The following is a 22,839-nucleotide window of genomic DNA, read 5'->3' as shown; positions in this document are numbered from 1 at the left end:
CCGTGGTCAGTTGTAGCAGGTGACCTTCATCTGGGCCGCCGCGTGGTGGGCCAGGTTCCAGCCCGCGGAATCGTCGTCACCCCGGCCCAGGAGCTTGACGCCGATCGTGCCGGACTTCACGGCGACACCAGAGCGCGATCAGCGTGGCGAGGAAGCCCAGGAGGATCAGCCACGAATCGCGGTCGGGCATGCCGATGGCGAGAGCAGCGCCCTGAACGACGCTTCCCCCGCTCACACGCACCTCCACGGCGGTCCGGCCGAGTGCTGTCGGCCGCGCTGCTGGCCGTGGGGCAGTCGCGGCGGGAGTTCAGTACCTACGTGGAACTCCCCCCCTCCGCGACCGCGGGAGATGGAGACGGCACAGCGCGCTTCGTGCCGATCAGGACGCCCATGTCGTCCCCGCGCAGGCGGGGGTTTCTCCTCGGCCTGCGCGGGGGATCTCCTGCGTGAAATCGCCCTCGCGCAGGCGAGGTTGTTTTCTCGCCCCACGGTGTCCGCGAGAGCCCCGGTCAGGTGCCGACGTAGGCTGCGAGGTGCTCGCCGGTGAGGGTGGAGCGGTCGGCAATGAGGTCGGCGGGTGCGCCCTCGAAGACGATCCGGCCACCGTCGTGGCCGGCGCCGGGACCGAGATCGATGATCCAGTCGGCGTGCGCCATGACCGCCTGGTGGTGCTCGATGACGATGACCGACTTTCCGGAGTCAACGAGTCGGTCGAGGAGCCCGAGCAGCTGCTCGACGTCGGCGAGGTGGAGGCCGGTGGTCGGCTCGTCGAGGAGATAGACGCCACCCTTCTCGGCCATGTGCGTGGCCAGCTTCAACCGCTGCCGCTCGCCGCCGGACAGCGTGGTGAGCGGCTGACCGAGACTGAGGTAGCCGAGTCCGACGTCGGCGAGGCGGCCGAGGATGGCGTGCGCGGCCGGGGTGCGGGCCTCACCGGCGCCGAAGAACTCCTCGGCCTCGGTCACCGACATCGCGAGCACCTCGCTGATGTCGCGGCCACCGAAGTGGTAGTCAAGCACCGATGCCTCGAACCGTTTCCCCTCGCACTCCTCGCAGGTGGTGGCGACACCGGCCATCATCCCCAGGTCGGTGAAGATGACGCCCGCACCGTTGCAGTTGGGGCAGGCGCCCTCTGAATTGGCGCTGAACAGCGCCGGCTTCACGCCGTTGGCCTTCGCGAACGCCTTACGGATCGGGTCGAGCAGCCCGGTGTACGTCGCCGGGTTGCTCCGTCGCGAGCCGCGGATCGCGCCCTGGTCGATCGACACCACACCCTCGCCGGCGGGGATCGACCCGTGCACGAGCGAGCTCTTGCCGGATCCCGCCACGCCGGTGATCACGCACAGCACTCCGAGCGGGACGTCGACGTCGACGTCCCGCAGGTTGTGACTCGCCGCGCCACGGATCTCCAGCATCCCGGTGGGCTTCCGCACCGTCTCCTTGAGGGTGGCCCGGTCGTCGAAGTGGCGGCCGGTGATGGTGCCGCCGACCCGCAGCCCCTCGACGGTGCCCTCGAAGCAGACGGTGCCGCCCGCCGTACCGGCGCCGGGGCCCAGATCGACGACATGGTCGGCGATCGCGATCGTCTCCGGTTTGTGCTCCACGACGAGCACCGTGTTGCCCTTGTCCCGCAGCCGCAGGAGCAGGTCGTTCATCCGCTGGATGTCATGGGGGTGCAAGCCGATGGTGGGCTCGTCGAAGACGTAGGTGACGTCGGTGAGCGAGGAGCCTAGGTGACGGATCATCTTGACGCGCTGTGCCTCGCCGCCCGACAGCGTGCCCGATGCCCGGTCGAGCGAGAGATAGCCCAGCCCGATGTTCACGAACGAATCGAGGGTCTGCTGCAGTGTGGTGAGCAGCGGCGCCACCGACGGCTCTTCGAGGCCGCGGACCCATGTGGCCAGGTCGCTGATCTGCATCGCGCAGGCTTCGGCGATGTTGATCCCGCCGATCCGTGAGGAGCGGGCCGCCTCGCTGAGCCGGGTGCCATCGCACTCGGGGCACGTGGTAAAGGTGACCGCCCGGTCCACGAACGCCCGGATATGCGGCTGCATCGCCTCCCGGTCCTTGGAGAGAAACGACTTCTGGATCTTCGGGATCAGCCCCTCGTAGGTGAGGTTGACGCCCTCGACCTTCACCTTGGTCGGCTCCCGGTAGAGGAAGTCCTGCATCTCCTTCTTGGTGAACTTGCGAATCGGCTTCTCCGGGTCGAGAAATCCCGACTCGGCGTAGGTCCGCACGGTCCACCAGCTGTCCGACTTCCAGCCGGGGATGGTGAACGCACCCTCGGCGATCGACTTGGAGTCGTCGTAGAGCTGGGTCAGGTCGATGTCGGAGACCGCGCCGCGGCCTTCGCAGCGCGTACACATGCCGCCGGTGCGGGTGAAGGTCTGCTTCACGGTCTTGGTGCCGGCGCCGCGTTCGACCGTGATCGCACCGCTCGCCCGGACGGAGGCGACATTGAAGGAGAACGCGTTGGGCGAGCCGACGTGCGGCTGCCCCTGCCGGCTGAAGAGAATGCGCAGCATCGCGTTGGCATCGGTGGCCGTGCCGACCGTGGAGCGGGGGTCGGCGCCCATCCGCTGCTGGTCGACGATGATCGCCGTCGTCAGCCCTTCAAGTACGTCGACCTCGGGCCGTGCCAGCGTCGGCATGAAGCCCTGCACGAAGGTGCTGTAGGTCTCGTTGATCAGCCGCTGCGACTCCGCGGCGATCGTATTGAACACCAGCGAGCTCTTGCCCGAGCCGGAGACGCCGGTGAACACCGTCAGCCGGCGCTTCGGGATCTCGATACTGACGTCCTTGAGGTTGTTCACACGCGCACCGTGCACGCGGATCGAACCGTGCACGCCGATCAGATCGTGGCTTTCGGCACCGCGCGGCGCAGGCGACTGCGTCGTCCTCTTCGCCTTGCTCATCGTGTCTCCATCGGTTGGGCCGGGCCGCGTGCGCGGTCGCCATCAGTGTTGCCCGGCTCGATCTGACCAGCTGCGATCAGTGCTTCTGGTTCTGCAGTACGTCTGGTTCTGCGTCGGCCCGTGCAAACGGTCGCTACCGCTTGCGGGGCTGGTTGAAGCGGAGCATGTTGCCGGCCGGGTCGCGGAAGGCGCAGTCGCGGACGCCGTACGGCTGGTCGATCGGTTCTTGCAGTACCTCTCCACCGGCGGCCTGGATGCGCTCGAAGGTGGCGTCGACGTCGTCGGTGGAGAAGATCACGCCGCGCAGCATGCCCTTGGCCAGCAGCTCCGCCATCGCCTGCTGGTCGGCCGGGGAGGCGTTGGGGTTGGCGAGCGGCGGTTCGAGGACGATCTCCACGTCCGGCTGCGCGGCTGAGCCGACGGTCACCCAGCGCATCCCCTCGAACGCGACGTCGTTGTGTACCTGCAGGCCGAGGACATCGCGGTAGAAGGCGAGCGCCTTGTCGTGGTCGTCGACCGCGATGAAGCACTGAGAGAGCTTGATATTCATGCCTTTGACGCTACGAGGCCGCGCCGGATTTCGCTTCTCCGATCCTGACCGGTCTTGTAAGGATCTTGGCTACACACGCCGGGATCGCGGCGCCGGCTTCGTGACTGCGGGCCCGGTAGGCGCTGGGGCTCTCGCCGACCAGCTCGGTGAAGCGCGAGCTGAACGACCCGAGCGAGGTGCATCCGACCGCGAAGCAGACGTCGGTCACGCTCATGTCGCCTCGTCGCAGCAGCGCCTTCGCACGCTCGACGCGGCGGGTCATCAGGTACCTGTAGGGCGTCTCCCCGAAGGCGGCGCGGAAACTGCGGGAGAAGTGCCCGGGCGACATGAGGGCGACGTTCGCCAGCGCCGGAACGTCCAGTGGCTGCGCGTAGTCGCGGTCCATCCTGTCCCGGGCTCGGCGCAGCCGTACGAGGTCCTCCAGGGTCATGCGTACCAGCATCGCACGGTGGCGGTGGCCCGTCCCTGCTTTGTCTGTGCTCATGGGCCCATGAGCTGTCGGGCTCATGAGCTGTCGGGCTGTCGGGCTGTCGGGCGCATGATCTCGTTGACCGCGGCGGCGTGGGCGGGCCGAGCGCCCATGAAGGCCGTGGGGTGGGCGACGCCCCGGACGGGCGGCCCGGACTCCCCCGCACCAGCGCTGTCGAAGCTGGCGCAGGCCAATCAGGTGACCTTGGGCGCGCCCGACCGCCGAATCAATTCGAACACACGTATCATTTTGAGGGTGACGACGTACGACTTCCCCCGAGACCTTCATGCCGCCCAGATGCGCCTGCACCAGCTGCGGGCCGAGCAGTACGCGCTGGGCCTGGCCCTGCCCTGGTCCGTCGAGCCGGCCGACGGCTGGACCGCGCCCAAGACCGTTCAGGGTGGTGAGCCCCGGAGCCTGCCGCCCAGCCCCGGCTACACCGAAGCCCAGACACGCGAGATCGCCCGGCTGCGCAGCGAGGTGCTCACTGTGGCCATCACGGTGACCACCCACCCGTACTGGGGCACCTGCTCAGAGGGCCTGGTCGATCTACGGACGGCGCTCAAGCACTTCCACGGACCGGCCTGCGAGTACGACGCGGCGGCGTAGGTCGGCGTGGAGGAGAAACGGCCGTCCTGGGACGGGGAGATACCCGACGCACCGACGAAGCTCGGACCCCTTGGCCAAGGCCGTCATCCCCCTCGGCGGCCAGAGCTACCGCGGCACTGCCGTGCGGCGCGACCCCTCGGCCGTGAGGCAGCGCGGGCGGGTCCGTCGCTCTCTTCAGTAGGCGGTCTTCGCCAGGGAGCGGCTCGCGGTGACGCCCACGGCAACGGCGTTGGCGGTGACGATCATGGCGATGGCGAGCCACGATGCCGGGGCGAGGTGCTGCCCGAGGATGAGCAGGCCGATCAGCGCGGCGAATACCGGGTTGACGCTCATGAAGATCCCGAAAAAGCGAGCGGGCACCCGGCGCAGCGCCAGCAGGTCGGCGAGAAACGGCACCGCGGAGGACAACACACCTGCGGCCACCGCGCACAGGAGGGCGACGACGCTCGGCTGATGGAGCCACAAGGCCACGGCGCCCACAGGAAGGTAGAGCAGGCCGGAGACGGCCGCGGCGGCGGCCGATCCCTGCACCCCGGGCAGGCGCTCACCGACGGTGCGGTTGAGCAGGATGTAGCAGCCCCAGCAGACAGCGGCGATCAGCGCCAAGCCGATACCGAGGTAGTCGGTGCTGGGCTGGGGGCGGGTCAGGACCACCACACCCGCCGCGGCGGCGAGGGCGCAGGCCAGATCGGTACGGCGGCGCGAGCCCGCCAGTGCCACGGCGAGGGGGCCGAGGAACTCCAGGGTGACAGCGAGGCCGAGCCCGATCCGGTCGATCGCCATGTACAGCGTCAGGTTCATGGCCGCGAACACCGCGGCCAGCGCCAGTACCGGCCTCCACTGGGCGGCGGTGAACGAACGCAGCTTCGGCCGCCCCGCGCTCAGCAGCACGAAGGCGGCGACCCACTGGCGCACGGCCACCACTCCGACCGGACCGAGGACCGGGAAGGCGAGCGCGGCGATTGATGCTCCGACCTGGTTGGACAGGCCGCTGCCCACCATCAGCGCGATGCCCGGCCACCGCGGTGACTTCGGCTGCGTCGCGGCGGCCGACGTCATGTCTGTACGGACTTCGAGTGCCATGGCACGACCATCGGCCGGGCCGACCTATGCGCAAAATGCATGCGATACGCCATCTATACCCAGGCCGCATGAATACCCTGGACGCATGAATGCTCATCCCCAGCTGGAGCTGCGGCATCTGCGCTGCCTGGTCACGATCGTCGACACGGGCAGCTTCACCGACGCCGCGATCGAGCTGGGTGTCTCCCAGGCAGCGGTCTCGCGCACGCTCCTCGCCCTGGAGGGGATCCTCGGCGTGCGGCTGCTGCACCGCACCAGCCGCACCCTCACCCCCAGCACCGCCGGAGTAGAGGTGCTCGCCCGCGCCCGCCACCTGCTCGCCGAGACCGACGAACTGGTCCGCCAGGCAACCACCGGCCACACCCGGCTGCGCGTCGGCCACGCCTGGTCCGCCATGGGCCGCCACACCACCGAGTTCCAGCGCCGCTGGCACGAGCGCTACCCCGACGTGGAACTCCACCTGATCCGCCACAACGCCCCCACCGCCGGCCTCGCCGAGGGCCTGTGCGACCTCGCTGTCCTGCGCACCGCCATCGACACCCGCCGCTACGCCCACGCCCTGGTCGGCCACGAACCCCGCTGCCTCGCCCTCGCCTCCGACGACCCCTGGACCAAGCGCCGCAGCATCCGCCTGGAAGAGATCCGCCGGCGCACCCTGGTGGTGGACCGCCGCACCGGTACCACCACCTTGGACCTGTGGCCCGAAGGCATACGCCCCACGGTGGAGTACACGCACGACATCGACGACTGGCTCGCGGCCATCGCCACCGGACGCTGCGTCGGCATCACACCTCAGGCCACCGCCACCCAGTACCGCCGCGACGGCATCACCTACCGCCCTCTGCGTGACGCCGATCCCGTCCCGGTCCAGCTCATTTGGCGCCGCCACGACCCCCACCCGGCTACCCACGCCGCCGTCGCCCTACTCTCCGACCTCTACCGCGAAGACGCCTGACAGCCGACGCCTGACACCCGACGTCCGACACCCGACGTCCGAATCCGACGTCCGAATGAACGGCCCTCACCTCAAGGGATGGTGAGCAAGACGCGGCCACCTCCGCCGGCATCCACGCGGTCGTGTGCCCGAGCGATCTTGTCGGGTGCCCGCGTCGGTATCGAAGCCCTCTCGCGGGTGAGGGCATTCGAGCTGCTCCCTGGCACGCTCCCCGAGTTGTTCACCGAGGCGTGGCGGCTGGTCCGCAGGGGCGTGGGACCGACGGCGAACCGGTCAACCGGCTGCTGGCCCGGCGCGTCTCCGCCCTCGACACCACCTACCCACCGTCGGTCCGGGACTCCCACCCCCTGGTGGGCCAACGGATGCCGGACATCGGCCTGACCGCCGCCGGTACGGATGAGAAGCGGGCGTACGAACTCTTCCGCGAAGGGCAGTTCGTCCTGTTCGACCTCGCCCCTGAAGTTCCCGCAACGGGCGCTTCACCGGGCAGAGTTGGTACGGAATGCGCTCCCCACGTCCGTACCGTCGTCGTCACCGACCACGAGACGCACACCGCCCTCGACGGGCTCGCCGATCTCCTGGTCCGCCCCGACGGCCACATCGCCTGGGCCGCCGGCCATCTTGACCCCGAAACACGCCAGGCCGAGCGCGCCGCAGCCCTGGCCGCCTGGACCGGCAAGTCCTAAGGAGTCATTGGACCGTGGCCGCCGCGCGGTTGATGCCGGAGCTGTCGAGTACGTGAGGGCCGGCTCCTTCGAGTCGCGTGACGGCGAGCATGGCGCGGCCGATGGCATCGGTGGTGGTCACGTGGCGCGGGAGAATCCAGCGTAGGAGGGGGTAGAGGGGCGTGCTCACCACATTCATGGCCCGCTGAGCGCGGGCGGACGGCTTCGCGCCGTTCAGCGGTTGGATGTATCCGGGCCGGAGGATGTATGTCCGCATGTCCATGGCCAGCAGAGCGTCGCGCAGGGAGCGTGGAGCCGAGGCGTCAGGTCGCCGGCGGGCTCGTCGAGGCGCTCCCACCGGGAAAAGATCTGGCGGACCACGGTGCGGAGCAATATGCTCGCCGCGATGATGACTCACGGTGTTCACAGAATGGGGGTCCCGTCCGCGCAAGGTGAGTGCTGATGCTCACTCAGAACGCGAACAGGGATGCCCGTCTTTCCTTTTGGCTGCGCGTGCGGGAGTACGCCGTGCCGCCGTCCATGATCGAGCTTGCGACCGCCCGCCGTGGTGCTGGGGACTGGGCGGGGGCGTGCGCCGCCGCAGGCATCGATGTCGAATTCAATCTTCGGGCCATGGCGCGTACCCATGGCCAGGAACTCGCGGCCCAAGTACGGGCCGATCTGCGTCATCTCGCGCCCGACCTGTTGCGCTGGCACATGCCCAGGATCGCCCCGGACGGGCTGTTGCGCCCAGGTCTGACCGTCGCTCTGGCTCGGTACGACGATGCGGGGCGTGACGGCGTCTGCCCGGTGCTCCTGGTGGCCCGCACTGCGCCGAGTTGGGCCGATGCCGGACAGCGGATCAGTCTCGCGCTGTGGGACAGATCCCACCCCGACGCCGGCGCCTGCCGCCATCCACATCCCCGCCCCCATCAGCGGTTTCGCATCGACCTGCATCGCCACCTGTGGGATGCGCGCAGGAGCGGGGAACTGCGTATCCGGTCCGGGGCCGATCGGCTGCCCGCAGAGGGCCACCTGGGAGGGGACCCGAGATTTCTGGCAGCAGTGCCACGGGGATATCTCTGTGCCGTCGATCGCTGGGCGGCCGAGGCAGGGGTCCTGCTCCACGACGAAGGCCGGTCCACCGGGGCCGTCACGGTGCGATTGGACACTCGACATCGGGTCGATGTGGATCTCGTCGCGGACCGGGACGGTGCAGGGCCGCCCACCTTGCGCATCGCGGCGCCCTCTGCCGACGGCGGCGCCTGCGCACTGCCGGTCCTACCCAATGCGGCGACCTGGGTGCTGCCCGACCTGGAACTGCTCCGCGCCGGCGCGATCGAGGCCGATCAGCTGCACCCGCTCGTGGCGTCCGCACTCGTACCGGAGCATGCGCCGACAGGTCCGCCTCGGACTGCGGACGGGGCAAGCCGGCCTCGCGTGGTGGAGTGCCGGGGCGCTCAGCACCGGATCGGCCTGGTCGAGGGGGTACTCGCCTCGCTGGACCACGACCCCGCCGAGATTCGGCGGGAAGAACTGCTGGCCGCGCTGACCGGTAGTCCGCTTCCCTGTCTGCAGGCCATCGACGACGCGCACCGCCACCCGGATTGCCTCACCGGCGTCCGCGAACGGCTGGACCATGGCGACGCGGCCGGTGCACTGGCCGTCGTCGAGGGTCTGCTGGGCCCCGAAGCGCTGCTGCGCACCGGCGCTCTGCGCGACGAACTGACGGCGGCCGCACAGCAGCGCATCACCTACGGGCTCTACCGGGCAGGTCTGATCGGACCTGGGCCCGAGCATATCCGCCCCGAACGTCGCCGCCCCCGTGGCCACCGCTCGCGCCCACGCCACACGACCGGCCGCTGACCCACCACCGTTGACCCACCACCGCTGCTCCGCCACCGCTGTCCCGCCGGCTCCCTCGCGGCTCCTCTCGAACCCAAAAGGTGATCAAGCATGCCCCTGTGCAGCCCGCCCATTGCCACCGACCTCACCGATACCGCCTTCGCCTCTGCCTCCGACCCGGCCGACGACTCCCCGCTCGATGTCGCCGGTGCGTTGCTGACTTTGCTGCGCGACACCACCACCGAACCGCGCCCAGACGCACAGTTGGAAGCCCTCACCCTGACCGTGGCCGCCGACCTGCCCGTACTGCTGTGGGGTGAGCCGGGCATCGGCAAAACTGCCGCGCTGACACAGTTGGCCGCATCCCTGGACCTTCCGCTGACCACAGTGATCGCCAGCGTGCACGAGCCGTCCGACTTCTCCGGACTGCCCGTCGTCGGAGACGACCCCGCGCAGCAGGGTGTGCCGATGGCGCCGCCGGACTGGGCCGTGCGACTGGTGCGGGCCGGCCGGGGGCTACTGTTCCTCGACGAACTGTCCACCGCTCCCCCGGCCGTTCAGGCCGCCCTGCTGCGCCTCGTGCTTGAGCGGCGGATCGGCGCCCTGCAACTGCCGCCCGGCATAAGGATCGTGGCCGCCGCCAATCCGCGTTCCTCGGCGGCCGACGGCTGGGAGCTGAGCCCTCCGTTGGCCAACCGCTTCGTACATCTGCAGTGGACCCACGACCACGAGGTCGTCGTACGCGGACTCGGCGGGACCTGGCCCCGGGCGACCCTGCCCCGGCTCGACCCACAACAGCTGCCCCAGGCCGTGGCGTTCGCCCGCCGGGCGGTGTGCACACTGCTCACCGCGCGCCCCGGGCTCGTCCACCGGCTGCCCAGCAATGAAACGCGCCGGGGCGGACCGTGGCCCTCCCCGCGAAGCTGGGAGATGACTCTGACTCTGATCGCCTTCGCGACGGCGGCCGGCGCCTCCCGCGAAGTGCTTTCCCTCCTGGTCAGAGGAACCGTGGGGGACGGTCCGGGGCTGGAGCTGCTGGCCGGCCTGGATCGGATGGACCTCCCGGACCCCGAGACGCTGCTCGCCGACCCCACCGGTGCCGCCCTGCCCGAGCGGGGCGATCTACGTCAAGCCGTTCTCGACGCAGTGGTGGACGCGGTCCGCCATCGCCCGGACAAGGCCCGCTGGGACGCCGCATGGGCGCTCTTGGCCCGAGCCCTGGAGACCGGAGCCCCGGACCTGGTGGTCGTCCCGGCGACCACCCTCGCCACCCTGCGCCAAGGGGACTGGGACGTACCGGCAACGATCGAACGGCTGGCCGGAGCGGTGTCCCTGTCCCGGCGAGCAGACGACGCGGCGGCCCGAGCCACCCTCGCCGGCAAGGCCCGCCGATGACTCCAGATGTAGAGCGGACCCTTGACCGCGACAAGCTCTTCGCCGCCCGACTGCACGCCGCCCGCGTGAGGCCCTACCTGGCGACGGCCCTGTTCGCCCTCCACACCGTCGAGTCACGGCGGGTACCGACAATGGCCGTCGACCGGCACTGGCGGTGCTATGTCTCACCGGTCTTCGTGGACCGCACCCCGGTGGAGGAACTGGCCGGGGTCTGGGTGCACGAGGTGTCCCACCTGCTGCGCGACCACCACGGGCGCAGTGACCGCGTCGCGCGGCAGCGCGGGTTGACCGGCCCGGCGGAGCGGCTGCGTATGAACATCGCCGCGGACTGCGAGATCAACGACGACGTGTACGGCGACGGGCTGATCCGACCCGAAGGCGCCGTCCACCCGGCATCCCTGCTGCTGCCCGAGGGCGAACTGATGGAGGACTACCTGCGTCAGTTCCGCCTCGGCCCGCGCACCGAGGCCATGGCCTGGCTGGATTGCGGCAGCGGCGCAGATGGACGCGAACGGGAGTGGGAGCTGGGACCGGACGGCGCGCACGGGCTCAGCGAGCAAGAACGTGACGCCGTCCGGTTCCGGGTGGCGCAGGGCATCACCGGCCGCCCGGGCAGCGCCTCGCGAGGGTGGCAGCGGTGGGCGCAGGAGGCCTTTCACCCTCCGCAGCCGTGGCGGGAGTTGCTGGGAGCGGCGGTCCGCTCGGCGGCCTCCGGCTCCGGTGCGGGCGAGGACTACTCCTACGGCCGGCCGTCGCGACGCTCGGCCGGACTACCCGGCGTCATTCTGCCGAGTCTGCGGCGCAGGCCCCCTCGGGTCTGCGTGGTCATCGACACCTCCGGCTCCGTCAGCGACACCGAACTGGGCAGCGCACTCCTGGAAGTTGCCGCGATCTCCCAGGCCGTGGGCGGTCGCCGCGACCTCGTCTCCGTACTGCCGTGCGACGCGGCGGCGCGGATCGTGCACCCGCTGTGCCGCGGCGAGGGAATTCCGTTGGTGGGCGGCGGCGGTACGGATCTTCGTACGGGCTTCGCCAAGGCGCTCCGCGTGCAGCCCCGCCCTGATGTCATCGTGGTCCTGACCGACGGCCAGACCCCCTGGCCGGACACACGACCACCGTGTCGCACCGTGGTGGGCCTCTTCCCTCGGCAAGGACCGTCGTGGGACGAGGGCGATCCCGATTACGCGCCGGACTTGCCGCCCGCTTGGGCGCGAGTGGTTGACATCGGGGCCTCTTGAAGAGGTTGGGCGCCTGGCGCCGTAGTCGGCCAAGGGCACCGCGGCCGGTTGATCAACTGTTGGTCAGGTGTGGTCGAGGGCCCAGGCCAGGGCGCGATCGGCGATCTTCTCCCAGCCCTTCTGGTCGGGCATCAGATGGGACCGTCCCGAATACTCGGTGACGTCGGTGACGGTGTTCGACTTGCAGTGCTTGGCGTTGGACTGCTGGATCTTCGGCGGCATCAGGTGGTTGTTCTCGCCCGAGATGAACAGCAGCGGGGCCCGGTCGTTGTTGCGGTAGTTCACGTACGAGTCGGCGCGGCCGGGGTGGATGTTGGCCGGCGCGCCGCCCCAGAACACCTGGCCGCAGGCGGGGATGCGGTAGCGCTCGTACAGGGCGCGGGACTCAGCGACCCGGCCGAGACGGCCGACCAGGTCGGCTGCGCGGCGCCGCCGATCAGACTGCGGCCAGCGAGATCTCCGTCGACTTGATCAGCGCGGTGACGGCTGTACCCGGGGCGAGTTCAAGATCGGTCACAGCGTCCTTGGTGATCGCGGCGGTCAGCTCGCCGCCCTCGACGGAAATCTTGACGCTCGCCATGGCACCGCCGGTAGCGACGTCGGTGATGGTGCCGGGGATCTGATTGCGGATGCTCAGTCCCTGGACGACACCGGTGGCCACGGACACCTCGGTGGACTTCATCAGTGTGCGGACCGATGCGCCCTCGGCGAGACCGAGTTCCTTGACGGCTTCAAGGGTGATCGCAGCCGTAATCTCCTGACCGCCCGTCAGACGGACCTTGACGGCCGCCATCACCTCGCCCGCGGTGACGGCGGTGACAGTGCCGGGGATCTGGTTACGGATGCTCAGGTTCATGAGGAAGCGCCTCGAATTCGTGCTGGAATGCCAGGTATTTCCTGGTCTGCATTCCTCACTGTAAACAGCCCACGCCCAGCGGGCAGCCCGCCCGTCGCAAGCACAAGGCTGATTGGGCGAATCGCCTCGCGAAGCGGCGGCATCCAGTTCACGCCCACGCCCCCACCGCGACGCACCCCGCGCGGGCTTTTCGGACGTTCCTCTAACTCTTTGCGCATCTGCCATGGATATTCGCATCAGGCTTTGTGAATGCGATCCCAGAGTGGCTACGATGTTGCACATGCAGTCCTACACCATTGGGCAGGCAGCTCGTCTGCTCGGCGTCAGCCCCGACACCGCCCGCCGCTGGGCCGATGCCGGGCGGGTCGCCACCCACCGCGAGGAGAGCGGGCGCCGCCTCATCGACGGCCGCGACCTGGCCGCGTTCTCCATCGAGGTGGCTCAGGGCGGTGCCGGGGAGGACGAAACGTCCTACACCTCGGCCCGCAACGCGTTCCCCGGCATCGTCACCGCCATCAAGCTCGGCGACGTCGCAGCCCAGGTCGACATCCAGGCCGGCCCGCACCGGCTCGTCTCGCTCCTGACCCGGGAAGCGGTCGAGGAGTTGGGACTGGAGGTCGGCATGCAGGCCACCGCCCGCGTGAAGTCCACCAGCGTGCACATCGACCGCACCTGATCCACTTCCCCACCCAGCGGCGTCGCCCTTCCCCAAGCTCTCGAACGGACTCAAGCAGGGGAGGCCCCATTCGGCGCGGCTCACCACCATCCACTCGGACGGCACCAGCCGACCGCGTCCCCCAAGGAGTGCCGCCCTCATGTTCCTCACCCTCACCGGACGCCGCACCGCAGCCGCTCTCGTCGCCGCGGGCCTCCTCCTTCCGCTGACCGCCTGCGGCAGCGACGACGATACGAAGGACTCGGCGACCAAGCCCAGCGCGTCGGCGACCGGCGCGCCGAAGGCCGACCTGACGGTTCTGGCCGCCTCCTCGCTCACCGACGTCTTCAAGACGGCGGGGGCCGCGTACGAGAAGAAGAACCCCGGCACGAAGGTGAAGTTCTCCTTCGCCGGATCTCAGGAGCTGGCCGCCCAGGTCAAGCAGGGCGCGCCCGCGGACGCGCTGGTGACCGCGGACACCAAGACGATGGACGGGCTGAAGTCCGACACCGGAGCACCGACCGTCATCGCCAAGAACCGCCTGGTGATCGCCACCGGCAAGGGCAACCCGGAGAAGGTCGAGAACCTCAAGGATCTCGCCGACACCAAACTCAAGGTGGTGCTTGCCGCGCCCGAGGTGCCGGTCGGCCGCTACAGCAAGGAGATCCTCGACGCCCAGAAGATCGACGTGAAGCCGGTCTCCCAGGAGCCGAACGTCCGCGCCGTACTCAGCAAGGTCGAGCTCGGCGAGGCCGACGCCGGGCTCGTCTACAAGACCGACGCGGCCACGGCCACCGACAAGGTCGAGGCGATCGACATCCCCGACGCCCAGAACGCCGTCGCCTCCTACCCGGCCGCCACCCTCAAGACGTCCAAGCACAGCGACGCCGCGACCGCTTTCGTAGCATGGCTGTCCACCCCCGAGGCGCAGAAGATCCTCGCGGACGCCGGCTTCCAGCAGCCGTAACCGACAGGTGTTCGTGTGCGTGGCCCCGGCTTCCTGAAACCCGGGCCACGCACACCGCTCTTCCAGCCTCAGGAACCGCCGATGAAACGCCTCCCCAACCGCACCACGGGCCCCCGCGCACCGATCGCCCTGGCGATCCCCGCGCTCCTGGCCATCGCCTTCCTGCTACTGCCCCTGATCGGGATCCTCGCCCGTACCTCCTGGGGCGAACTCGGCTCCCACCTGACCGGTGAAGGCACGACGCAAGCGCTGACGTTGTCGCTGGTCGTTTCCGGATGGGCGCTGGGCCTTTCCATCGTCTTCGGGGTCCCGCTGGCCTGGCTGCTGGCCCGCGTCGACTTTCCCGGCAAGGTGTTCGTCCGTTCCCTGGTCCTGCTGCCGATGGTGCTGCCCCCCACCGTCGGCGGCGTCGCCCTCCTCCTCGCCTTCGGTCGCCGCGGCCTCCTCGGGCCGTGGATGGAGGACACCTTCGGCATCACGCTGCCCTTCCACACCTCCGGCGCCGTCCTCGCCGCCACGTTCGTCGCGATGCCCTTCCTGGTCATCAGCCTCGAAGGGGCGCTGGGCGGACTCCACCCCCGGTACGAGGAAACGGCAGCCTCTCTGGGGGCCTCGCCGGTACGGGTGTTCTTCACCGTCACCCTGCCCATGGTCGCCCCCGGCCTCGCAGCGGGCGCAGCCCTCACCTGGGCGCGAGCCCTCGGCGAGTTCGGCGCGACCATCACCTTCGCCGGCAACCTCCCCGGCACCACCCAAACCCTCCCGCTCCAGGTCTACTTGCTGCTCCAGAACAACCCGGAAGCCGCCACCTCAGTCTCCCTGCTCCTGCTGGCCATCGCCATGGTCGTACTCATCGCACTGCGCGGACGCTGGACGGGCACCCCGCGCACCCCGCGCATCCCGCGCACCACTGCGGACGGTCCGCGCGCGAAGGTCGAGGAAGCAGAATCCGGCCCGCCGAAGGACCTGCACACCGACCGCCCAATTCCCAGCGCCGACACCGGACCCGTGCGGGAGCGCTGGCCGCTGCGTGCTGAGGTCAGCGGTTTCAACCAGCTCACCCTCGACGCCGAGCCCGGCACCACCATCGCCGTCGTCGGCCCCAACGGCGCGGGCAAGACCACACTGCTGCGCGCCCTCCTCGGCCTCACCCCCCGCGCCCACGCCACCCTGCGCCTCGGAGACCTCGACGTCAGCGCCCTGCCCCCGCACCGGCGCGGCGTCGCCTGGGTCCCGCAGGACGGCGCGCTCTTCCCTCACCTGACGGCACTGACGAACACGGCGTACGGGCTGCGCGCCCACGGAGTACCCCGTGCCGAGGCCCGCCGCAGCGCCCAGGAGTGGCTCGACCGCCTCGGTGTCGGCCACCTGGCCGCCCGTAAGCCCTCGCAACTGTCCGGCGGCCAAGCCCAGCGTGTGGCCCTGGCGCGAGCCCTGGCCGCTCGCCCCCGCCTGCTGCTCCTCGACGAGCCGCTGGCCGCCCTGGATCAGACCACCCGCGGGCGGGTACGCCACACGCTGCGTCGCCACCTGGACAGCTTCGGCGGGGTCTGCCTGATCGTCACCCACGACCCGGTAGAAGCCGTCTCCCTGGCCGACCGGGTCCTTGTGCTCGAAGACGGCCGCACCCTCCAGGACGCCCCGCCCGCCGAAGTCACCCGCCACCCCCGCTCCCCCTGGGTCGCCCGCATGCTCGGCAGCAACGCCTGGCCCGGCACCGCAACCGACGACGGCCTCCAGCTCTCCGGCGGAGGACACCTCGTCATCGCCGACCCCCTCCCTGCCGGCACCCCGGCCCTCGCGGTGATCGCCCCCGAAGCCGTCTCCGTGCACCGCCACAAGCCGGGCGGCAGCCCCCGCAACATTTGGCAGGGCACCATCCGCGAGATCACCACCAGCGGCAGCCGCCTGCGGATCCTCATCACCTCGCACACGGCACCCGACCTCGTCGCAGAGATCACTCCGCAGGCCGCCGCCGAACTCGGCCTGGCCGACGGCGTTCCGGTATGGACAAGCATCAAGGCCACCGAAGCCACCGTCGTTCCTCTGTGAGAGCGCCAGGCTCTGCAGGACCAAACCTGTGCGCCCCACCGAGGTGCTCGCCGGCAGCGCCTCAGAGGGAACGCTCACGTCCTCCCACCCCCGGCAACGGCACCGCTATGGCCCGGTCACCATGGGCCTGCGGCGGAGCGAATGGTGAGTCCTGCGCCGACGAGCAGGACGAGTGCGGAGGTGGCGACGGGGCCGTAGCGGGCCAGGCGCTTCGCGAGGGCGCGATGAGCCGGCGAGGCGATGCGCGCGCTCGTTGTGAACTTGTCGCGCAGACGGACAAGCAGAAGCCCGGCGAGGGTGAGGGTGCCGGCCATGCCGATGCCGTAGGCGACGACGAGGAGCACGCCGAAGGCTGTGCGGCCCAGGGCGATCGCTCCGAGCAGTACGACGATCGCAGAGGGGCTCGGTACAAGTCCTCCGGCAACGCCCACACCAATCAGTGCGGTGCGCTTGGACCTGCGGGACGGACGGATCAGCGGATCGGGCTCGGGCTCGGGGTGAGGGTGGGTGTGGGTGTGATGGGTGGGCGCTTTGGTCAGCACAGTTCCTGTGCCGGCGGACTCGTTCTCCGTACCGTCGTGGGGAGACCGGCCGGCCGGAAGTCGCACCGGTGGCTCGTGGCCGGTCTCCTGGCCATCGTGGGTGTGATGGTGACCAGGACCGTGATGGTGACCGTGGTGGTGGTGACCGTGGTGACCGTGGTGGTGATGGTGGGTGGGCCGGTTGAGAAGGGCTGAGCGCAGGAGCCATAGCCCGATGGCCGTGACGATCAGTCCGCTCGCGGTCCCGAGCCAGGTGAGGACGGTTTCCCCGGCCAGGTGGGTCGCAACCGGCAGGGCGAGTCCAAGGACGAGGACGCCTGAGGTGTGGGTAAGGGTGACGGTGGCCCCGATGGTGACCGCGTCTTTGGGGGTGCCGTGTCGACCCGCCAGGTAGGCGGCCATGATGGTCTTGCCGTGTCCGGGCATGGCGGCATGGGAAGCGCCGAGGACCACGGCGAGCAGGAGCGCCAAGAGTCCTACGGGGAGAGTGAGTTCACGCGACCCGACGAGTGAGTCGAATACGTCGGAGACCTTGCTCAGTGCGGCGCCGACGGGGCCCGTCCCGGGTAGGGAGTCGCGGACTGCGGACGCGGCGTTGCCCTGCCCCGGTTCGACGCGAAGCGTCGCCGCGCGTTGGTCGAGTGGCGTGGCGAGCGGGTCTTGCGGGTATCGGCGGAGCTCGTTGGTTACGGAGCGGGTGGGCACGTCGGAGTCGGTGAGGGAGATCCCTTCGCCGCGGGCGGTGATCTCGCGCCAGCCGATGCGCCGGCTGTCGTAGCTGGTGTGGGCCTCGATGTCCGACGGGTTGCGCAAGTCGCTCTGGGCGGTGAGCGCGCACTGGAGTCTGCTGGTCTTGAGTCCCGCTTCGCCGGGGTGGTGGGTCAGCGCGCTGGTGGCGGGTTTCCAGGTGACGGGGCGGCTTTGCACGGTGACCCGCAGTTGGGCGGCGAGTTCCGTGCAGGCGCGTGAGGCGTATGCGCCGGCCTCCCCTGTGTCGATGCGTCCGTTGTGGTCCTGGTCAACGCGCGGTTGCTCCTGCGCGGCGGCGATCTCGGCCCGGTCGACGACCACCAGGGCGTCGATCCGGCCGGGGTGGAGGGTCAGCCCGGTGTAGTGGTTGACCGTGAAGTTTCCCAAGGGGTGAGCGGTGGCGGTGGGAGCCGCGACCACCGCGGACGTGCAGACAAGCAAGGCCGTTACGAGGCCGGACGCGGCGCGGCGAAGGGTCAGGTTCATCGGGTGCCGTCGATTCTGCGGAGCATGGTGCGTGCTTCGGTGGCCTGCAACGGGTGGAAGCGCGGGTCGATGGCCATTGCCTGGCCAAGGTCCTTGCGGGTGGCGTTCAAATCCCCCAGCGCGTAATGGATTTTGGCTCGGTGGTAGTGGAACGGAGCGCTGCGGGTGCCCAGCGCGAGTGCCTGGTCGGCGTGGACCAGTGCTTGCCTGTCACGGCCGGCGCGGTGCAGGGCCCAGGCGCAGGCATCGTGCACGGCGATGAAGGACCTGGCGCGCACTGCACGGCGGCACAGGGTGACCGCTGTGCCCGGGTCGCCGTGGTCGGCCTCGAAGAGGATCACGTCGACGTCCGCAGCGGCCCCGCTCGCGGTCCGCAGCCGGTCCTGGGCGCGCAGCAGCCCGTACTGCGTCTCGGCCTGTTCCGTACGGCCGAGGGACTGATGGAGTTCGCCCAGGCCGAGGAGGTACTGGGGCAGCGGTGTGATCGCGATGGCCGTGTTGTAGTCGTCGACGGCCTGGCGTGGTTTCCCCAGAGCCGCGTGGGTGCGGGCCCTGGCTTCCAGGAGTGCGGAGTCGTGCGGAGCGGCGCGGAGCCCGGTATTCGCTTCGCGCAGCGCGGTGACGGGATCGCCGGTCTCCAGGGCCATCAGGGCCAGATGCGCGCGCGCGAACCCCCTGTCAGTTTCGGTCGATGCCGCACCGAGGGATCTGGTCATCAGCTCCTGCGCGCGGCGTGTGTCGCCTCGTAGCTCCCAGGTGTAGGAGGCGCGGGCCAAGGACGCGGCGTCCGGGCGCAGGTCGGTCATGCGTTGAACTGCCTTGTAGGAGTCCTCGTAGCGTCCGAGCTGGGTGTAGGCGTCGGCCAGTACGCCGTGGGCGGCCGCGTTCGAGGGGTTGGTGGTGGTGGCTTTTGTGGCCCAGGCCAGGGCGCGGGGGAAGTCGTGGCGGGCGGCGGCCAGTGCGCCCATGCCTGTTTCGGCCTGGAAGTTGTCAGCCGGCTGAAGCTTGAGTGACTTACGCAGAGCGCTCTCGCCTCGGGCGTAGGTCGCGGGATCCGCAGTTGTACGGGCCTGCTGGACGTAGGCCATACCCAGTGTGGCCCAGCCGACATGATCCTGCGGGAGCCGTCGTAGCCGCGCGCTGAGGGCCTCGACGGACCCCTTGGCGGCTGGATCGTCGGCGCGGCGTACGGGCGTGGAGGTGTCTTCGGCTGCAGGCAGGGGTGGTGACGGTGTGAGACCCAGTGCGCCCACGGTGAACAGGACCGCCCCGAGCCCGAGCGTGATCAGCGCGCTGCGCAGATGTCTGCGGCGGCCGGTGCGCGCGATGCGGGGTTCAGCGGTCGTGTCTGACGGTGGCACGCAGGCCTCCTCGGTAGTTCGGTCGGATCAGTGGCCGGGCGGAGCCACAGGGCTCCGCCCGGCCGCAGGCGCATGGCCTGGATGTGTCTGCCGGGGCTGTCAGCTGTTGGTGCGGCGTCGCCGCAGCCGGTATCCGCCCGCGCCGAGCAGGAGTGCACCTGCTGCTCCGAGTGCGGAGGCTTGGGAGGTGTTCATCGCGGTCTGGCGCATGCCGTTGCCCTGCGGTCCGCTGTTGACGCTTTTGGTGTGCGGCACAGCGAGGTAGGGGAACTTCGCTGCGAACGGCACCTCGTTGGCGTCGACCTTGTCACCCTCGGCAAGGGCGGGGACCAGCGTGCCGGTCTGGGCGGCGCCTTCGACGGCCTGCAGGGAGATGTCGATGACGTCGTCAGTCAGACGTCGGCCATTGGGGAAGCCCGCCAGGTCACCGGCGAGTACGCCCAGCCGCTGCGGCTTGCCGGTCGGTGCGACGCCCATGTTCAGCCGCAGTTCCTCGGCCGGCACGATCGCACGGCGGGGTGCGTCCTTGTTGAGGCTGTGGGCATTGAGGTCGGCCTTGATGGGGCCGCAGGCCTTGCAGATTCCCGTGAGGTAGATCTCGGCCAGGTCGTTGCGCGGGGTGGCCGGCGCCGGGACCCCGTAGACCTTCTGGATCAGCTTCGGCAGGATCGGGTTGTAGACCTTGTCGACGACCGGCTGCACGGTGCGGTCCTGGTCCGGGGAGATGGAGTTGAAGGCGTCCTTGAACTTCAGCGGTACGACGACTTCGTTGACCAGCGGGTTGCCCAGCCGCGACACCTGACGCCAGCCGGTGTTCGTCTTCTTGTTGCGGCTGTCGTAGACGTTGGCCCCGCGTCGCTCGGTCGTCGACCACACTCCGACGACCGGGTTGCGCGAGCTGTTGCCGCGCAGCGCCAGATCCTTCTTGGGGATCTGCAGCGCCACGGAGTTGACGTTGTAGCCGGCCAGGGTGTCCTGGCCGCGCTTGCTCAGGTCCCCGCCGTACAGCAGGTCGAAGACTCGCAGGTCGGCGAAGAAGGGGTCTTCGGACTGTCCGGCGAATGCCTTGGCACCCCGGGGCGCCTTGCGCACGGCCTCGGCGCGCAGGGCGCCGTAGTTGGGCATCGACGCCTCGCCGGTGCGTGAGGGTGCGACGGGCGCGTCGCGCAGCAGCGTGCGGGTGCGGCCACGGGAGTCGGTGACGGTCAGGTTGTAGACCTGACGGAAATTGAGGTCCGGGTCGCTGAGTGAGGTGACCGGTCCCGTGTTGTAGAGGAACTGGTTGGCCGCATCGCGGGTTTTGTTCTTGAAGCGCCAGGTGTAGGTGACGTCGGCGCGCCCGTCCCCGGTGTTGTCGATCTTGATGTGGTAGCGGGCGTCGTCGGCGAAGGCGTAGAAGTTCGGGCCGCCGTTGGGCTCCTGGAAGGGAATCCAGTTGGCGAGCAGAGTCACCGTGTCCGCCCGGTCGGGGCTGGTGAACGCGTACACGTCCGTGTTGTCCGCCCGCGGGTCGCCTGCGATCAGCGGAGCCTCGCGGTGGCTGGAGGCGGCGCTGGTTCCCGGCGCGAGGGTGAGCACGGCCAGGCCGGTGGCCAGCGCGCCGGCCCCCAGGACAAGAAGCGACTGGTCAAGGACTCGCCGCTTGCGGGGCCTCATGGAAAGGGACGTCAAGACTGATCCTCTCGGCTGCGAAACCGTCGTTCGCCACCCGCACGGGATGCGGGCGGGACGGATTCGTTACGGGGCAGAGGCGATGGATCGACCCAGCGGGCGGGACATCAGAACGTGTCCGGGCGGCTTCCACGAGGACAGAGCCCTCGCCGGTCATGCACATCACCTCGCATCAAGTGCGCAAGCGGCAGGAAACCATGAAAAAGCCGCACTCTGGCAGTAATTCCGCGCCCGACCACCGACCTGGCGCGGCATCCTCCCGTAAAGCCGCAGGTGGCGGCAGGCAGCCAACACCTGCGGAGTTCCGATATTCGGCGACGACACGCCATGTAATCGTTAGCCCATACGGGAGTTGACCCCCTTATTGCATGCTGTGCGCAACAAGGGGCGTGTGGTCGGGATGGTCTGGAACCACTCGTGCGAGCGCAAGCAATACGCATGGCGCAGAGCGATGTCCCACTGCCTGCGCGCGGTGGCACTGGCTTGCGGTCGGACCGCATCGGGGTCCGACGGCGCAGGGCGCAAGACTCAGCGGCCCCCCGTCGGCGCCCTGTGCGGGCAGGAGGCCGCCAGCGCGTCACTCCAACTCGCCCGCGCGTTCCTTGCCGTGCCGTCCATGAACGGAGCCTCCCAGGAGGAACCCTGCCCCCTGACCAAACCTCTGCTTTGGAGAGCGACCACACGCGAAAGAGTGCCTGATCGCGGGTGCGGTGAAGCCCGCCGCAGTGGGCCGCCCCGCTGTCAGATGGGTCCACCCCGGCACGGAGGCCAACGGAGCAGGGGCTTTCCCCACGCGCTGGGCGCCCTGGGTCCGGCCGTGAACTCCCCTACAGCCAGGGCCCGCTGAAGTTCCACCTACTCAGCGCCGGTCACGCCGCCAACGCACCGGACAGCAGCACAGCCACACGGGCGCCACGGGATCACCCCTGCGTCCTCCTCAACAGGCCCAGCAGCCGGCCCAGCACACGGACCGTCTCCGATGCCCTTTCCGGGCGTGCAAGGGCCCGGAGACGGGGAGGTGTCTGGCCGAGGAGTCTCCGCGGCTCCGCAGTCGAGCGAGAATGAGTGTCTTGATCGCGGCGAGTTCCTCGGGCTCGGCGTGGCCCTTTTCGATGCGCAGTCCGATTTCGTCCGGGTTCACCCCGCAGGCGCGGCAGCCGGGTGAGCCGCCGTTCCACCGTCCAGGTCACCGCCCAGGTCACCGTCCGTCTTCGTCCGGAACTCTCGGCGCAGGACGATTCTGTCCCGCTCACCGCCGATAGGCGCTGACCCCGTCCAGCGGCCCAGCGTGACCTCCGCGGTGATTCCGGGCCCGAACCCCGCGATCAGCCCGGTGCCAAGGGCCGCGGTGCTGCCCTCCTCGAAGAGCCGGTCCAGCGCGTCGAAGACGACCGCACTGGCGATATTGCCCCGCTCGGTGAGCGTCGCCCTGCTGAACCTGAAGGTCTCGGCGGGCAGGCGCAGGATGCTGGAGAGGTCGTCCAGAATGCGCGGACCTCCCGCATGCACGATGTAGAAATCCAGTTCGGACACGTTCCACCACTGCTGCTCGGTGAGTGTGTGCAGAGCCGGGGCCAGCATCCCCATGGTGGTCGGTACGCGCTTGTCCAGCAGGAAGTGGAAGCCGGTGGCCCGCACGCTGTACGAGATCCAGTCCTCCGTATCCGGTACCAGGTACGAGCCGTTGCGCTCCAGCCGTACGCCCCGGCCGCCCTCGCCGCGCACGATAGTCAAACGGACAGTCATGGACCTCGGCGGAGGCAGTCACGGTA

20 protein-coding genes and 1 pseudogene are annotated in these 22,839 nt (G+C 69.6%); 9 read left to right on the top strand and 12 right to left on the bottom strand.

The window, feature by feature from the left end; translation table 11 throughout:
- Positions 1-509: 509 nt before the first annotated feature.
- The 3 genes from ABCR94_RS16280 to ABCR94_RS16270 all read right to left on the bottom strand — a co-directional run bounded on the left by ABCR94_RS16280 (position 510) and on the right by ABCR94_RS16270 (position 3,898).
- On the bottom strand, positions 510-2,918 hold the full coding sequence (locus ABCR94_RS16280) for an ATP-binding cassette domain-containing protein (protein ID WP_347120005.1): 2,409 nt from the start codon (positions 2,916-2,918) through the stop codon (positions 510-512).
- Between the two features lie 133 nt (positions 2,919-3,051).
- Positions 3,052-3,468: a VOC family protein gene (locus tag ABCR94_RS16275; RefSeq protein ID WP_347120004.1), complete on the bottom strand. Its 417-nt coding sequence runs from the start codon at positions 3,466-3,468 to the stop codon at positions 3,052-3,054.
- A 10-nt stretch (positions 3,469-3,478) separates the two neighbouring features.
- Entirely contained in the window at positions 3,479-3,898 is a 420-nt protein-coding gene (locus ABCR94_RS16270; RefSeq protein WP_347120158.1) for a helix-turn-helix transcriptional regulator, read from the bottom strand.
- 294 nt (positions 3,899-4,192) lie between these two features.
- Here ABCR94_RS16270 and ABCR94_RS16265 point away from each other — a divergent pair, with 294 nt between their 5' ends.
- A complete protein-coding gene (locus ABCR94_RS16265; RefSeq protein WP_347120003.1) occupies positions 4,193-4,546 on the top strand; it encodes a DUF8825 domain-containing protein in 354 nt (117 codons plus the stop codon).
- Between the two features lie 174 nt (positions 4,547-4,720).
- Here ABCR94_RS16265 and ABCR94_RS16260 read toward each other — a convergent pair whose 3' ends face one another.
- Positions 4,721-5,548, bottom strand: coding sequence for an EamA family transporter (locus tag ABCR94_RS16260; protein WP_347120157.1), 828 nt, complete (start codon positions 5,546-5,548; stop codon positions 4,721-4,723).
- Between the two features lie 166 nt (positions 5,549-5,714).
- Between ABCR94_RS16260 and ABCR94_RS16255 the strand changes: the two genes are divergently transcribed.
- Together ABCR94_RS16255 and ABCR94_RS16250 are read left to right on the top strand one after the other, a co-directional pair.
- Positions 5,715-6,584, top strand: a complete 870-nt coding sequence (locus ABCR94_RS16255; protein ID WP_347120002.1) for a LysR family transcriptional regulator — start codon at positions 5,715-5,717, stop codon at positions 6,582-6,584.
- Positions 6,585-6,814: 230 nt separating this feature from the next.
- Positions 6,815-7,270: an aromatic-ring hydroxylase C-terminal domain-containing protein gene (locus ABCR94_RS16250; protein WP_347120001.1), complete on the top strand. Its 456-nt coding sequence runs from the start codon at positions 6,815-6,817 to the stop codon at positions 7,268-7,270.
- Positions 7,271-7,274: 4 nt separating this feature from the next.
- Here the strand turns inward: ABCR94_RS16250 and ABCR94_RS16245 are convergent, their stop codons facing one another.
- Complete coding sequence (locus ABCR94_RS16245) at positions 7,275-7,526, bottom strand: hypothetical protein (protein ID WP_347120000.1); 252 nt, start codon at positions 7,524-7,526, stop codon at positions 7,275-7,277.
- Between the two features lie 185 nt (positions 7,527-7,711).
- Here ABCR94_RS16245 and ABCR94_RS16240 point away from each other — a divergent pair, with 185 nt between their 5' ends.
- From ABCR94_RS16240 to ABCR94_RS16230, 3 genes are all read left to right on the top strand, one after another.
- Positions 7,712-9,115 carry a hypothetical protein gene (locus ABCR94_RS16240; protein WP_347119999.1) on the top strand — a complete coding sequence of 468 codons (1,404 nt, stop codon included), beginning with the start codon at positions 7,712-7,714 and terminating at the stop codon, positions 9,113-9,115.
- Positions 9,116-9,205: 90 nt separating this feature from the next.
- Positions 9,206-10,489 carry an AAA family ATPase gene (locus tag ABCR94_RS16235; protein ID WP_347119998.1) on the top strand — a complete coding sequence of 428 codons (1,284 nt, stop codon included), beginning with the start codon at positions 9,206-9,208 and terminating at the stop codon, positions 10,487-10,489.
- Positions 10,486-11,727: a vWA domain-containing protein gene (locus ABCR94_RS16230; RefSeq protein WP_347119997.1), complete on the top strand. Its 1,242-nt coding sequence runs from the start codon at positions 10,486-10,488 to the stop codon at positions 11,725-11,727. The genes ABCR94_RS16235 and ABCR94_RS16230 overlap by 4 nt, the downstream gene beginning before the upstream one ends.
- Positions 11,728-11,790: 63 nt before the next feature.
- Here ABCR94_RS16230 and ABCR94_RS16225 read toward each other — a convergent pair whose 3' ends face one another.
- Positions 11,791-12,066 carry an alpha/beta fold hydrolase gene (locus tag ABCR94_RS16225; protein ID WP_347119996.1) on the bottom strand — a complete coding sequence of 92 codons (276 nt, stop codon included), beginning with the start codon at positions 12,064-12,066 and terminating at the stop codon, positions 11,791-11,793.
- Between the two features lie 97 nt (positions 12,067-12,163).
- On the bottom strand, positions 12,164-12,583 hold the full coding sequence (locus ABCR94_RS16220) for a TOBE domain-containing protein (RefSeq protein ID WP_347119995.1): 420 nt from the start codon (positions 12,581-12,583) through the stop codon (positions 12,164-12,166).
- Positions 12,584-12,863: 280 nt separating this feature from the next.
- Here ABCR94_RS16220 and ABCR94_RS16215 point away from each other — a divergent pair, with 280 nt between their 5' ends.
- The 3 genes from ABCR94_RS16215 (at position 12,864) to ABCR94_RS16205 (ending at position 16,257) form a co-directional block, all read left to right on the top strand.
- A complete protein-coding gene (locus ABCR94_RS16215; protein WP_347119994.1) occupies positions 12,864-13,259 on the top strand; it encodes a TOBE domain-containing protein in 396 nt (131 codons plus the stop codon).
- A gap of 139 nt (positions 13,260-13,398) precedes the next feature.
- The gene (gene modA / locus ABCR94_RS16210; RefSeq protein ID WP_347119993.1) at positions 13,399-14,205 is read left to right on the top strand and encodes a molybdate ABC transporter substrate-binding protein; all 807 of its coding nucleotides are present in this window, start codon (positions 13,399-13,401) and stop codon (positions 14,203-14,205) included.
- Between the two features lie 81 nt (positions 14,206-14,286).
- Positions 14,287-16,257: an ABC transporter permease gene (locus tag ABCR94_RS16205; protein ID WP_347119992.1), complete on the top strand. Its 1,971-nt coding sequence runs from the start codon at positions 14,287-14,289 to the stop codon at positions 16,255-16,257.
- Positions 16,258-16,373: 116 nt separating this feature from the next.
- Here the strand turns inward: ABCR94_RS16205 and ABCR94_RS16200 are convergent, their stop codons facing one another.
- The 5 genes and pseudogenes from ABCR94_RS16200 to ABCR94_RS16180 all read right to left on the bottom strand — a co-directional run.
- A complete protein-coding gene (locus ABCR94_RS16200; RefSeq protein ID WP_347119991.1) occupies positions 16,374-18,035 on the bottom strand; it encodes a nickel transporter in 1,662 nt (553 codons plus the stop codon).
- Entirely contained in the window at positions 18,032-19,396 is a 1,365-nt protein-coding gene (locus ABCR94_RS16195; RefSeq protein WP_347119990.1) for a tetratricopeptide repeat protein, read from the bottom strand. The genes ABCR94_RS16200 and ABCR94_RS16195 overlap by 4 nt, the downstream gene beginning before the upstream one ends.
- Positions 19,397-19,495: 99 nt before the next feature.
- A complete protein-coding gene (locus ABCR94_RS16190) occupies positions 19,496-21,052 on the bottom strand; it encodes a DUF4331 domain-containing protein (protein ID WP_347120156.1) in 1,557 nt (518 codons plus the stop codon).
- A gap of 952 nt (positions 21,053-22,004) precedes the next feature.
- A complete protein-coding gene (locus ABCR94_RS16185) occupies positions 22,005-22,208 on the bottom strand; it encodes an acyl-CoA carboxylase subunit epsilon (protein ID WP_347119989.1) in 204 nt (67 codons plus the stop codon).
- Positions 22,205-22,795 (bottom strand): annotated as a pseudogene (locus ABCR94_RS16180) (3-oxoacyl-[acyl-carrier-protein] synthase III C-terminal domain-containing protein); the annotation flags it as partial. The gene ABCR94_RS16185 and the pseudogene ABCR94_RS16180, both read right to left, overlap by 4 nt.
- Positions 22,796-22,839: the final 44 nt, after the last annotated feature.

Source organism: Streptomyces changchenzhani (assembly GCF_039766235.1).
Taxonomy (GTDB): Bacteria; Actinomycetota; Actinomycetes; order Streptomycetales; family Streptomycetaceae; genus Streptomyces.
The sequence above is the reverse complement of the archived record's forward strand: the minus strand, read 5'-3'. Positions and strand labels throughout refer to the sequence as shown.